The 13,218-nt window shown below is 69.1% G+C and carries 10 protein-coding genes; 5 read left to right on the top strand and 5 right to left on the bottom strand.

All coding sequences use genetic code 11. From position 1 onward, the window contains the following. Window positions 1-5 precede the first annotated feature (5 nt). The 4 genes from BJP32_RS08435 to BJP32_RS08420 form a co-directional block, all read right to left on the bottom strand. Window positions 6-371: a response regulator gene (locus tag BJP32_RS08435; RefSeq protein WP_040346123.1), complete on the bottom strand. Its 366-nt coding sequence runs from the start codon at window positions 369-371 to the stop codon at window positions 6-8. Further along, entirely contained in the window at window positions 368-649 is a 282-nt protein-coding gene (locus tag BJP32_RS08430; RefSeq protein WP_003166016.1) for an STAS domain-containing protein, read from the bottom strand. Before BJP32_RS08430 ends, BJP32_RS08435 begins: the two co-directional genes overlap by 4 nt. Next, window positions 649-2,628 carry a methyl-accepting chemotaxis protein gene (locus BJP32_RS08425; protein WP_046652167.1) on the bottom strand — a complete coding sequence of 660 codons (1,980 nt, stop codon included), beginning with the start codon at window positions 2,626-2,628 and terminating at the stop codon, window positions 649-651. Before BJP32_RS08425 ends, BJP32_RS08430 begins: the two co-directional genes overlap by 1 nt. A 64-nt stretch (window positions 2,629-2,692) precedes the next feature. Then, window positions 2,693-3,346 (bottom strand): TorF family putative porin, encoded by a 654-nt coding sequence (locus BJP32_RS08420; RefSeq protein ID WP_003166017.1) that lies wholly within the window; start codon window positions 3,344-3,346, stop codon window positions 2,693-2,695. A gap of 477 nt (window positions 3,347-3,823) precedes the next feature. On the opposite strand from BJP32_RS08420, the gene BJP32_RS08415 reads away from it, so the two are divergent. The 5 genes from BJP32_RS08415 to BJP32_RS08395 all read left to right on the top strand — a co-directional run bounded on the left by BJP32_RS08415 (window position 3,824) and on the right by BJP32_RS08395 (window position 12,508). Then, window positions 3,824-5,074, top strand: coding sequence for a nitrogen regulation protein NR(II) (locus BJP32_RS08415; protein WP_046652169.1), 1,251 nt, complete (start codon window positions 3,824-3,826; stop codon window positions 5,072-5,074). Further along, a complete protein-coding gene (locus tag BJP32_RS08410) occupies window positions 5,071-5,676 on the top strand; it encodes a response regulator transcription factor (RefSeq protein ID WP_003166019.1) in 606 nt (201 codons plus the stop codon). The genes BJP32_RS08415 and BJP32_RS08410 overlap by 4 nt, the downstream gene beginning before the upstream one ends. Before the next feature lie 76 nt (window positions 5,677-5,752). Next, complete coding sequence (locus BJP32_RS08405; RefSeq protein WP_046652170.1) at window positions 5,753-7,198, top strand: NAD-dependent succinate-semialdehyde dehydrogenase; 1,446 nt, start codon at window positions 5,753-5,755, stop codon at window positions 7,196-7,198. 166 nt (window positions 7,199-7,364) lie between these two features. Continuing rightward, window positions 7,365-9,020 carry an MFS transporter gene (locus BJP32_RS08400; RefSeq protein WP_369822399.1) on the top strand — a complete coding sequence of 552 codons (1,656 nt, stop codon included), beginning with the start codon at window positions 7,365-7,367 and terminating at the stop codon, window positions 9,018-9,020. Window positions 9,021-9,133: 113 nt separating this feature from the next. Beyond that, window positions 9,134-12,508 (top strand): PAS-domain containing protein, encoded by a 3,375-nt coding sequence (locus tag BJP32_RS08395; protein ID WP_076223766.1) that lies wholly within the window; start codon window positions 9,134-9,136, stop codon window positions 12,506-12,508. Window positions 12,509-12,571: 63 nt separating this feature from the next. Here the strand turns inward: BJP32_RS08395 and BJP32_RS08390 are convergent, their stop codons facing one another. After that, window positions 12,572-13,186: a response regulator transcription factor gene (locus BJP32_RS08390; protein WP_076223651.1), complete on the bottom strand. Its 615-nt coding sequence runs from the start codon at window positions 13,184-13,186 to the stop codon at window positions 12,572-12,574. Between the last annotated feature and the right edge of the window lie 32 nt (window positions 13,187-13,218).

The following is a 13,218-nucleotide window of genomic DNA, read 5'->3' as shown; positions in this document are numbered from 1 at the left end:
GATCCTCAGGCCGCCACGCGGCGCACGGCGTCGACCAGACGCACGGGGTCGAACGGCTTGACGATCCAGCCGGTGGCCCCGGCCTCGCGGGCGCGCTGCTTCTTGGCGGCGTCGCTCTCGGTCGTCAGGACCAGCACGGGGACGGCGCTGAACGCCGGGTCGGCCCGCATCCCCTCGATGAAGCCGAAACCGTCCATACGCGGCATGTTGATGTCGGTGATGACGATGTCCGGGTTTTCGGCCTGAAGCACCTCCAGCCCGTGGACGCCGTCCTCGGCCTGGACCACGCGATAACCCGCGTCCTTGAGCGCCAGCATCAGCATGTCGCGCATAGTGCGTGAATCATCGACGGTCAGAACGGTCTTGGTCATTGGGGGGCGTCCTGTGCGGAGAGATCGGAGGGCGAAGCGCCGAAGGCGCTCCATTGGGTCGTCAGCGCCTCGGACGCATTGACGAAGGTCAAAGCCTGGCCGTCGGCGCGCCAGGTGCGGATCGCCGACAACAGCAGCTGAAGGCACAGCCCGCCCAGCCGCTCGACGGCCGAGCCGTCCAGCGTCAGGGCCTGACCGCGCGCCGCCAGCAGCTCGCCCTTCAGCGGCTCGGCTGCGCGCAGGTCCAGAACCGGGGGCAGAACGACCGTGGCCGTCATCAGAACTCCTCCCAGCCGTCTTCGATGGCTTCAGGCTTCAGGGCAGCGCCGCCGCGTCCCATGGTCTTCAGGGCGGCGACCGTCTCGGCCACCGGCTGCGGCTTGCGGGCAGGCGCGGGCTCGGCGGCGACCGAGGCGGGCTTGGCCTTCGGCGCCGAGACCGGAGCGCGAAGCTGAGCGACGGCCTGCGTCGTCTGCCTCACCTTGAAGTGCGCCACCGAGGCGGCCAGGACGTCGGCCTCCTGGGCCAGCGAGTGGCTGGCGGCGGTCGATTCCTCGACCATCGCAGCATTCTGCTGCGTCACCTGATCCATCTGGTTCACGGCGGTGTTGACCTGTTGCAGGCCCGTCGCCTGCTCCTGGGCCGAGGCCGAGATTTCAGAAACCAGACTATTGATCTCGGCCACTTCATCCACGATTCGGCTCAGCGCCTCGCCCGCCCGGCCCACCAGGTCGACGCCCTGTTCGACCTGACGGCTGGAGGCGGTGATCAGAGTCTTGATCTCCTTGGCGGCCCCGGCCGAACGCTGGGCCAGGGCGCGCACTTCGGAGGCCACCACGGCGAAGCCGCGGCCGGCGTCGCCCGCGCGCGCCGCCTCGACGCCCGCGTTCAGCGCCAGAAGGTTGGTCTGGAAGGCGATCTCGTCGATCACGCCGATGATGGCGCCGATCTGGTTCGACGACTGTTCGATGGCGGTCATGGCGGCGACCGCCTCGCCGACGACCAGGCCCGAAGCCTCGGCCTCGCCGCGCGTCTTCTGCACCACGTCGGCGGCCTGACGGGCGCCGTCGGCGGTGCGGTTCACCGTCGTCGTGATCTGGTCCAGGGCCGCAGCGGTTTCCTCGAGGCTGGCAGCCTGTTGTTCGGTGCGGCGCGACAGGTCGTCCGACGCCTGGCTGATCTCGCTCGAGCCCGAACGGATGGCCGCGACATTGGCCGCCACCGAGGCGACGGCCTTCTCCAGCTGCGCAATGGCGTCGTTGAAGTCGGCCCGCAACTGTTCGGCGTTCGGCGCGAACGTCACCTCGATGCGATGGGTCAGGTCGCCCGACGCCATGGCGTTCAGGCCCTGGCCCAGGGCGGTGATGGCGATGCGGTCCTCCTCGGCGGCCTTGGCCTTTTCGGCCTCGACGCGGGCGCGCTCCTCGGCCGCCGCCTGGCGCTGGGCCACGGCCTCGGCTTCCAGCCGCTCATTGGCGATGGCGGCGTCCTTGAACGCCAGGACGGCGGCGGCCATCTGGCCGACCTCATCCTTGCGGCCCATGGCGGGCACCTGGATCGACTTGTCGCCGCCGGCCAGGCGACGCATCGCGGCCGTCATGGCGGCGATCGGCTTGGCGATCGACTGGGCCAGAACCAGACCCGAAGCCACCGACAGGATCAGCGCGACCAGCACGCCGACGCCCAGGGCGATCTTGGTGGTCCGGAAGGCCGCATCCTGCGCCTTCAGGGCCGCCGCCTTGCGGGTCTCCTGCGCGTCGCTGATCTCCTTGAACGCAACATCGACCGGATCCATGAACTGGTTCGGCAGGGCGCTGGCCGCCAGGGCCAGGGCGTCGGAATGGGTCTCGGGACGGCCCGCCAGGGCGATCTCGGGATTGATGACCGAGGCCTCATAGGCGGCGACCGCCTTGTCCAACGCGTCCATGCGGCCCAGGGCGCCGGAGATGTGCGACACCATCTGGCGCATCTCGGCCGAACCCTGCTTGTAGCGGGCCTGATGCGACTTGACCCGTTCCAGATAGTCCGGCGACAGCGTCAGAAGATAGGCGCGGGCGTTGCTTTCCTGCTGGTCCACCGACCGCTTCAGCACATTGGTCTGGCCGATGACGGTCTCGGCCAGGGTGACCGTGGCCTTGGCCTTCTCCAACTGCCCCACTTCAAACAGCACCACCCCGCCCAGCGTCACGATGACGGCCAGGATCAGGGCGAAGGCGCCCGCAAGCTTGCGCGATATTCTGACGTTGTCCAACTGCACGAGAGTTTCCTGTTCGAAAACGCCGAGCCCCCCCGGCGGATAGCTAAGGTAGAGGAGAGAGGGTTCAGAAAGCGTAAGTGAGAGCGCCGACCAGACGCCCGTCATAGTTGTCGCCCAGCGCATGGCTGTCGGTGTCGTACCAGCGCACATCCACCGCAAACCGCTCGCTCAGGTTGTGCTTCACGCCCAGATTCCAGGCGTTGTAATCGGCCCCTCCGTCCGCCGAGCGCACGCCGTAGGCCGCCGACGCCTTGGTGCGCGGCCCCAGGGCCGTCGACGCCTGCGCCTCGATCCACCAGGCCTCCTTGGTCGCGGCGAAACCGTCGGGCGTGTAGTTGACCCGCAGCCGCCCCGAAACGCGCCCGAACTTGCGCGAGGCGTCAGCCTGATATTCCCAGAAGTTGGAGTCGATCCCGGCGCGCGTGCCCGGCAGGTCTCGGTTGGCGACCGAAAGATCAAAGGCGAAACCGGCCGCCTTGGGCCGCCAGCCCAGACTCGTGACGATCTCGGCGTCCGACCCCTGAGACAGTTTGGCGGTCGAGGCGAAAACGGCGCCGTAGAAATCGCCGTACGCGACTTCGAGCGAGCCGTTCAGGCTGGGATCGCCGGCGCTCTTGCCCAGACCCTTGCCGACGTATTCGCTGGCGACGCCAAACTGGCCTTCGACAGACTGGGCCCCCGCAGGGGCCGCTAGCGCCGCTGACAGAGCGATGATCAAGCCGCCCGCGAGCGGATTACGGAGCGCGCGAGCGCCTTTCTGGCGTCGAGCGATGATTTGGAAGGGCATTCAGACCTCTTTGAGACTGATCCCCTTCTGCGTGAGACAACGGTAGGCAATCGTAAATTCGGCCGTACGTAGAAATCCGCAATTCATGTTGTCGCTGCGCAGATTTCTCTCATCAGAACGCCGTTCTATTTATTAACACTCGAGTAACCATGACGACGAAGATCACACATACCCACGTTACGACAGAAATGGACATTTTTTCAGCTCACAAAGAACTGTGAGCGATAATTGCATGTTAGCCGAGACCTATTTAAGAGGCCCCTCTTACCTGCCTTATGACGACGACGACACGGAAGGGCTCGCCTCCTGATCTAGCGGGAAGCGAGGACAAGTTCGATTTACTCAGTATTGGACCGCCGCTCCCGTGACATCGCCCCATTCCCGCCTCCTTGGGCGGCGGCTGTCGCCTTGGCGTGCGCCCTGTTCGCCGTTGCGGCTCTGACCATGGGGCTGGCGGCGCCGTCCTTCCCGCGCGACCTCGCCCTGATCGCCTTGACGGCGGCGCTGGCGGCTTCGACCGCCTCAATCCTGGTCTGGCGGCAGGCCTCGCGTCTCGCAAAGGCCCTGGCGGCGCGCGACGCCATGCTCCAGGTCGCCTTCCTGTCGACGCCGACCCTGATGCTGACCCGCGAGGGCGTCATCTCGCGCCTCAACGACACGGCGCTCGCCATGTTCAGGATCACCAAGGAGCAGGCCCTGGGGCGCCCCTTCGCCGATATGGTTCCAGGCTTCACCATGGCCGCCGTCATCGCCTCTGGGATGCCATCCGGCCTGCTGAAAGCCGACGCCGACTATTGGGTCGGCCGACGAGCCGACGGCTCGACCTTTCCGGTCGGCGTGCAGTTCGGCCTGGCGCCGGGCGGGCCAGACCAGGATTTCGTGGCCCTGGGCCTGGCCGACCTGACGCTCCACTACGCCGCAGAGACGCAGGCGCGCGAACTGCACGCTCAGTTGAACACCGTCTGGCGGCTGAACTCCCTCGGCGAAATGGCCGCCACCCTGGCCCATGAACTGAACCAGCCGCTGAGCGCGGCCAGCGGCTACATGCACGCCAGCCGGGCCGACATGGAGAAGGCCGGATCCCTGGGCGACAGCGCCTGCCGCACCCTGGACCTGGCCCAGGCCCAGCTGTTGCGCGCGGGTCAGATCATTCGCCGCATCCGCGCCTTCCTGAGCCAGGAGACCGGCGGCATGGGCGACGAAAGCGTGGCGGCCATGATCGAGACCATGAAGCAGATTTTGACGCGAATGGGCCAGGACAAGGATGTCGCCGTCCGCATCGATCTGGACGCCGACGGCGACCGGGTGCGGGCCGACCGCATCCAGTTCCAGCAGGCGGTCGTCAACCTGGTCCGCAACGCCGTCGAGGCGGCTGCGGGCGGCGTCGGCGCCCAGGTGCGCATCCTGGGCCTCGCCGAGGCCGACGGCTATCGCATCAGCATCGAGGACAACGGCCCCGGCGTCGCCGACGATCAGCGCGACCGTCTGTTCCAGCCCATGACCAGCACCAAGCCCGGCGGCATGGGTCTGGGCCTGTCCGTCACGCGCACCATCGTCGAACGGCACGGCGGCGTCCTGAACGTCGGGCGCAGCCAGGCCCTGGGCGGCGCCGCCTTTTTCTTCACCCTGCCCAAGGAACAGGAGGCCAGGACCGCGTGAGCGATCATTCCGTCTTCGTCATCGACGACGATTCCGCCGTGCGCGACGCCCTCCTGCGGGTGTTGCGCGGGCGCGGCGTGCGCGCGCGCGGCTTCTCCAGCGGGACCGAGTTCTTCGCCGCCCTGCCAGAGGACGCCTCGGCCTGCGTCATCACCGACGTACAGATGCCGGGCATGGACGGAACCGAGATCGTACGCCGCCTGGCCGAACTGCGCGGCGAGACCTGGCCCGTCATCGTCATCACCGGCCACGCCGACGTCTCCATGGCGGTGCAGATGATGAAAAACGGCATCGTGGACTTCATCGAAAAACCCTTCGATCCCACCCGCCTGGTCGAGGTGGTGAAGGGTTGTCTGGCCAGGCTCGGAGAGCTGGACGCCCGCCAGCAAGCGCGCCAGCAGGCCCGCGTGCGCCTGGGCCGCCTGACCCCGCGCGAGCGGCAGGTCTTCGACGCCCTGGTCGCCGGCGCCTCCAACAAGGAGATGGCCCTGAACCTGAAGATCAGCCCGCGCACGGTCGAGGTCTTCCGCGCCAAGGTCATGACCAAGATGGAGGCCGACAGCCTGCCGGCCCTGGTCCGCATGGGGCTGATGCTCAGCTAGACGTTTCGTCTCCTTGCAGCCGCGCCCGCTCCGGCGCGTTATGTCGGCTCCCCGACCGCGACCAAGGAGCCGCCCCATGTCCGATCCCGCCCGCCTGCTCCGCCGTCAGGCCTATGTCGACGGCCGCTGGATCGACGCCGACGGCGGCGGGACCATTGAAGTGACCAACCCGGCCACCGGCGAGGTTCTGGCGACCGTCCCCGACATGGGCGCCCTTGAGACCCGCCGCGCCGTCGCCGCCGCCGAAGTCGCGATGAAGCCGTGGGCCGCCAAGACGGCGGGCGAACGCGCCCGCATCCTGCGCCGCTGGTTCGATCTGATGATGAGCGAGCAGGACGCCCTCGGCCGTCTGCTGACCCGCGAGCAAGGCAAGAGCCTGACCGAGGCCAAGGGCGAGATCGCCTACGCCGCCGGCTTCATCGAATGGTTCGCCGAAGAGGGGAAGCGCACCTACGGCGAGGTCATCCCGACCCACGACGCCTCAAAACGGCTGGTGACGCTGCGCCAGCCGGTCGGGGTGGTGGGGGCCATCACGCCGTGGAACTTCCCCGCCGCCATGATCACCCGCAAGGTCGGCCCGGCCCTGGCCGCCGGCTGCGCCGTGGTGCTGAAGCCCGCCAGCCAGACGCCGCTCTCGGCCCTGGCCCTGGCCGTTCTGGCGGAAGAGGCGGGCCTGCCGCCCGGCCTGTTCAACGTCGTCACCGGCTCAGCCTCGGCCATCGGCGGCGAGCTGACGTCCAATGAGACAGTCCGCAAGATCAGCTTCACCGGCTCGACCGAGATCGGCCGCCTGCTGATGAAACAGTCCGCCCAGACCATCAAGAAGATGAGCCTGGAGCTAGGCGGCAACGCCCCCTTCCTGGTCTTCGACGACGCCGACATCGACGCCGCCGTGGCGGGCGCCGTGGCCTCGAAATACCGCAACGCAGGCCAGACCTGCGTCTGCACCAACCGCTTCTATGTGCAGGCCGCCGTCCACGATGAATTCGTCGCCAAGCTGACCCAGGCCACGCAGGCCCTGAAGGTCGGAAACGGCCTCGACGACGGCGTGCAAATCGGCCCCCTGATCGACGAAAAGGCGGTGAAGAAGGTCGAGGAGCACATCGCCGACGCCCTGGCCAAGGGCGCAAGCCTGCTGACCGGCGGCGCCCGCCATGAGCTGGGCACGACCTTCTTCCAGCCGACCGTCCTGTCGGGCGTGACCCAGGACATGCAGATGTGCCGCGAAGAGACCTTCGGCCCCGTCTCCGGCGTCGTCCGCTTCGAGACGGAAGAAGAAGGGATCGCCCTGGCCAACGACACCATCTTCGGTCTGGCCGGCTACTTCTACGCCCGCGATCTGAGCCGCGTCTGGCGCGTGGCCGAAGCGCTGGAGACCGGCATGATCGGCGTCAACACCGGCCTGATCTCCACCGAAGTCGCCCCCTTCGGCGGGATCAAGCAATCCGGCCTCGGCCGCGAAGGCTCCAGCCACGGCATCGAGGACTACCTGGAGATCAAATACCTCTGCATGGGACTCTAGGCTCCGCTTCCCGCGAGCGATTATTCGACCAAGGTCGCTCTCCGCAAACCTGCGTTCCTGCTGTCACTCTCCCTTCCGACGCTCGGCGCAAAGCACGCCGGGCGCGAGGGAACGCGCCGCGCATCGCGGCCGCACAGGAAGGGAACTGCCCATGACCGACCGCACCATGGGTGCGGCGGACGGCGGCGAGCACACGGTCGACAAGAACGACCGGCTGGTGATTCTCGCCTCCTCCGTCGGCACCGTCATCGAATGGTACGACTTCTATCTTTACGGCTCGCTGGCCGCGATCATCTCCGCCCAGTTCTTCTCGGGCGTGAACGAGACCACCGGCTTCATCTTCGCCCTGATGGCCTTCGCCGCCGGTTTCGCCGTGCGTCCGTTCGGGGCCATCGTCTTCGGCCGCATGGGCGATCTGTGGGGGCGCAAGAACACCTTCCTGGTGACCATGCTGCTGATGGGCGTCTCGACCTTCGTGGTCGGCCTGTTGCCGCCCTATGCGGCCATCGGCATCGCCGCGCCGATCATCCTGGTGCTGATGCGTCTGATCCAGGGCCTGGCTCTGGGCGGCGAATACGGCGGCGCCGCCACCTATGTCGCCGAGCACGCCCCGCACGGCAAGCGCGGCTTCTACACCTCCTTCATCCAGATCACCGCCACCGTGGGCCTGCTGCTCAGCCTGATGGTGATCCTGGGCGTGCGCTTCGCCGTGGGCGAGGAAGCCTTCGTCGAGTGGGGCTGGCGCATTCCCTTCCTGGTCTCGATCCTGCTGCTGGGCGTGTCCCTGTGGATCCGTCTGAAGCTGTCGGAAAGCCCGGCGTTCAAGCGCATGAAGGCCGAAGGCAAGGGCTCGACCACGCCCCTGAAGGACAGCTTCATGAAGTGGCCGAACCTGAAGCTGGTGCTGATCGCCCTGTTCGGCCTGGCGGCCGGTCAAGCCGTGGTCTGGTACACGGGCCAGTTCTACGCCCTCTTCTTCCTCGAGAAAACGCTCAAGGTCGATCCGGCCCTGTCGAACATCCTGATCGCCGCCGCCCTGGCGCTGGCGACGCCCTTCTTCGTCTTCTTCGGCTGGCTGTCGGACAAGGTGGGGCGCAAACCGATCATCCTGATCGGCTGCCTGCTGGCCGCCCTGACCTACTTCCCGCTGTTCCACGCCCTGACCGGCGCCGCTAACCCGCGCCTGGCCGCCGCCGTGGCCGAGTCGCCGGTGACCGTCTACGCCGATCCGGCCGACTGCCACTTCCAGTTCGACCCGGTGGGCAAGACCGTCTTCAACAGCTCATGCGACATAGCCAAGACCCACCTGGCCAAGGCGGGCGTCACCTACGTCAACGAAGCCGCCCCGGCCGGAACCGTGGCCCAGGTCCGCATCGGCGATCAGGTGGTCGACAGCTTCAACGGCAAGGTCATGCCCAAGGCCGACTTCGAAGCCCAGAAGAAGACCTGGGACGCCGGCCTGACCGCCGCCCTGACCCAGGCCGGCTATCCGGCCAAGGCGGACAGCGCCCTGGTCAACAAGCCCATGGTGATCGGCATCCTGTTCCTGCTGGTGCTGTATGTGACCATGGTCTACGGGCCGATCGCCGCCGCCCTGGTCGAGATGTTCCCGACCAAGGTGCGCTACACCTCCATGTCGCTGCCCTATCACATCGGCAACGGCTGGTTCGGGGGCTTCCTGCCGACCACGGCCTTCGCCATGGTCGCCGCCACGGGCAATATCTACTACGGCCTGTGGTACCCCATCGCCATCGCCGTGCTGACCCTGATCGTCGGCGTCCTCTTCGTGAAGGAAGGCAAGGACGTGGATATCCACGACTGATCGAGCGGCTTCGCAACAACTGACTTTCGCCAACCTGCGGGCGGTCCGGCTTCGGCCTGGCCGCCCTCTTTTTTCGCTTGCCCGCGTGAGCGCGCCCGGCCCAGATGACGCCCATGTTCAGCCTCGCCACCCTGGCCCTGACGGCCTTCTACATGGCCGCCCTGTTCGGTATCGCCTGGTGGTACGAGCGGCCGCAGATCAAGGCGCGGCGCGGGATGCTGGGGCCGTCGCTCTACGCCCTGTCGCTGGCCATCTACTGCACGTCGTGGACCTATTACGGGGCGGTGGGCACGGCCGCGCGCGACGGGTGGGAGTATCTGCCCATCTACGTCGGGCCGATCCTGGGGCTGACCCTGCTGCTGCCGCTGTGGCGGCGCATCGCCTCGGCCGCCCGACGCGAGAACGTCGGCTCGATGGCCGATTTCATCTCGTCGCGCTACGGCAAGAGCCCGGCGCTGGGCGCGGCGGTGGCGGGCGTCGCCATCCTGGGCTCGGTCCCCTACATCGCCCTTCAGCTCAAGTCGCTGTCGATGGCGGGCGAGATGATCACGGCGGGCACCCCCGTCGCCGGGTCCGAGAGCCTGACCGTCCTGGTCATGGCGGCGGTGCTGGCCGGGTTCGCCATCCTGTTCGGCGCGCGACGGCCCGACCTGACCGAGCACAACCGCGGCCTGATCCAGGCCATCGGCATCGAGTCCATCGTCAAGCTGGCCGCCCTGCTGGCCGTCGCCGTCTTCGCCGTCGCCCTGCTGGCCGCCTCGCCCTCGCGTCAGGCCGCAGCCGACAGCCTGGGCCAGTTGGGAACGTGGCCGCACATCGACGCCCGCTTCATGGCCATCACCCTGGTGGCGACCCTGGCCATCTTCTGCCTGCCGCGTCAGTTCCACGTCGCCTTCGTCGAGGGCGGCGACCCGGCCCAGGTGCGCCGCGCGCGCTGGATCTTTCCGCTGTATCTGATCCTGACCACCCTGGCGGTCCTGCCGCTGGTGGCGGCGGGCGGCCTGTTCCGGCCCGAGACCAACCCCGACCTGCTGGTGTTGGCCCTGCCGTTCGGCGCGGGACAGAGCCTGCTGACCGCCGTGGTCTTCGTCGGCGGCTTCTCGGCCGCCACCGCCATGGTCATCGTCGAGGCCGTGGCCCTGTCGGCCATGGTGTCCAACAACCTGGTCCTGCCGCTGATGGGGGCGGGACGCCGGCGCGGCGCGGCCCAGCCGGACATGGCGCGAGCTCTGCTGAACATCCGCCGCCTGGCCATCGTCGCCCTGCTGCTGCTGGCCTGGCTCTATTATCTGGCGATGGACCGCTCCAGCGGCCTGGCGGCGATCGGCCTGGTGTCCTTCGCCGCCCTGGCCCAGTTGGCGCCGTCGCTGTTCGGGGCGGTGCTCTGGCGCGGCGGGCGGGCCAGCGGCGCCCTGGCGGGACTGGCGGCGGGGATGACGGTCTGGGCCGTCATGCTGGCCGCGCCGCAACTGGCGCCCGGCTTCGGCCTGAACGTCCCCGCCATGCTGGGGCTGGAAGACCCGTTCGCGGCGGGGGTCTTCCTCAGCCTCTCGCTGAACCTCGGCGTCTTCGTCCTGGTGTCGCGCGCGCGGCCGCCGCGCCTGATCGACCGGGTCCAGGCCCGCGCCTTCGTCGACCGGCTCGGCCCCGACTGGCTGGAGGGGCGCGGCGGCTCGGCCGGGGCCTCGGTCGGCGACCTGCGCGCCCTGGTCGCCCGCTTCATCGGCGACGAGCGGGCCGAGCGCGCCTTCGCCGCCTGGGCGCGCGAAACCGACGTCAGGCTGAAGGACGCCGACCCGGCCGACGCCGCCCTGGCCCGCGCGGCCGAGCGGATGCTGGCCGGGGCCGTCGGCGCCGCCGCCGCCCGCCGCGTTCTGGCTGCCGCCCTGGCTGCCGGAGGCCGCGCGCCCGAGGACGTGGTGCGGATGCTCGACGAGGCGTCTCAGGCCGTCCAGTTCAACCGCGACCTGCTGCAGACCACGCTGGACAACATCGATCAGGGCGTCAGCGTCGTCGACGAAGACCTGCGCCTGACCGCCTGGAACCGCCGCTATGTCGAGATGTTCGGCCTGCCCGCGGGCTTCGTCCACGTCGGCCTGCCGGTCGCCGCCGTCTATCGCCTGAACGCCGAGCGCGGCGAGGCGGGCGTGCCGGATCACGAGATCGACGCCTGGGTCGAGCGACGGCTGGAGGCCCTGGCCCGCCGCATCCCCCACGACCACGAGCGCGAACAGCCCGACGGCCGCATCCTGCGCTCCTCCGGCGCGCCCATTCCCGGCGGCGGCTACGCCACCAGCTACACCGACATCACCGCCTTGCGTCGCGCCGCGCGCGAGCTGGAAGAGGCCAACGAACGGCTGGAGGCCCGCGTCGCCGACCGCACCGAACGGCTGGAGGAGGCTCGCCGTCAGGCCGAGGACGCCACAGCCTCCAAGACCCGCTTCCTGGCCGCCGCCAGCCACGACCTGCTGCAGCCGCTGCACGCCGCGCGCCTGTTCATAGCGGCCCTGAGGGAAGACGCCGACCTGGCCGGATCGCCCGCGCGCGGCCTGGCGACCAATGCCGACCGCGCCATCGACAGCGCCCACCGCCTGCTGACCGCCCTGCTGAACCTGTCCAAGCTGGAGGCGGGCGGGGTCCAGCCCGCCGTGGCGCCGCTGGCCCTGGGCGGTCTGTTCGACGAACTGGCGCGCGAGTTCGCCCCCGTCGCCCGCGCCAAGGGGCTGACGCTGACGGTGGCGCCGTCCAGCCTGTGGATCGCCTCGGACCGCGACCTGCTGCGCTCCATGCTGCAGAACCTGATCGCCAACGCCATCCGCTACACCGACCGGGGGCGGGTGCTGATCGGCGCCCGGCGCGACGGCGAGCGGGTGCAGATCCTGGTCAGCGACACCGGGCGCGGCATCGCCGAGGCCGACCGGCAGGCGGTCTTCGGCGAATTCGTCCGCCTGCCCGGCGCCCCGGTGGACGAGCCGGGCGCGGGCCTGGGCCTGGCCATCGTGCAGAAGCTGTCGGACCTGCTGAGACACCCCCTGTCGCTGGCCTCGCGCGTCGGGCGCGGCACGACCTTCCGCGTCGCCGTCCCCCGCGCCGCCGCCCGGCCCGAGCCGGAGATCATGTCCGACGACCGCCGCCTGCCGCTGGCGGGCCTGCGGGTGCTGTGCGTGGACAACGAGCCCGCCATCCTCGACGCCCTGACGGCCCTGCTGGACCGCTGGGGCGCGCAGGCCGTAACGGCGCGCTCAGTCGCCGAAGCCCGCGCGGCCGACGGCCCGTTCGACGCGGCCCTGGTCGACCTGCATCTGGGCGACGACGAGCCGGACGGTCTGGCCGCCGTGGACGCCCTGCGCGCGCGGGGCGTCAGGCGCATCGCGCTGGTGACGGCCGACACCCGCGACGGCCTGAAGGAAAAGGCGGCGGCCGCGGGGGCGGTGCTGCTGCCCAAGCCGGTCAAACCGGCGGCGCTGAAGGCCTTCCTCCGCAGCTGACCCTTCTCCCCTTGCGGGAGAAGGGAGATGATGCGCTATCGTCTTCGGCTGCTGGAGCGCCCGCTAAATATCCAGCGACTGCGCCAGGATCACCGCCTGGGTCCGGTTCTGCACGCCAAGCTTGCGGAAGACGCTGGTCAGGTGCGCCTTGATGGTGGCCTCGGTGACGCCCAGGTCGAAGGCGATCTGCTTGTTCAGCCTCCCGACCTTCAGCCCCTCCAGAATCCGCAGCTGCGACGGCGTCAGGCTGGCGATGCGGGCCTGAAGGTCCGCTTCTTCCTCGCCCGCCGCCTCGACCTCGGGCGCCCAGCTGTCGCCTTCGAGGATGGCCCGGATGGCCTCGACCATGGTCGGCAGGGCCGCCGACTTGGGAATGAAGCCCGCCGCCCCCAGCGACAGGGCGCGGCGGATGGTCGGCGCCTCCTCGCTGGCCGAGACGACGGCGACCGGCACGGCCGGGTGATCGGCGCGGATCAGGGTCAAGCCCGTCATGCCGTCCACGTCCGACAGCTTCAGATCCAGCAGCAGCAGGTCCGTCGCCGCCGCGCCCAGGGCGGTCTGCGCCTCGGCCAGGCTGGCGCATTCGACGATCAGGGCGCCCTCGGACGCCTTTTCGACGGCCGACTTCAACGCCGCCCGAAACAGGGGATGGTCGTCGGCGACGACAATGCGGTCCATAGGCGTCCTTCCCACGCGCGGTTCTTGTTCGT

Origin of the sequence: Brevundimonas sp. ZS04 (assembly GCF_001956865.1) — a bacterium.
In the GTDB taxonomy this organism is placed as follows: Bacteria; Pseudomonadota; Alphaproteobacteria; order Caulobacterales; family Caulobacteraceae; genus Brevundimonas; species Brevundimonas diminuta.
The sequence above is the reverse complement of the archived record's forward strand: the minus strand, read 5'-3'. Positions and strand labels throughout refer to the sequence as shown.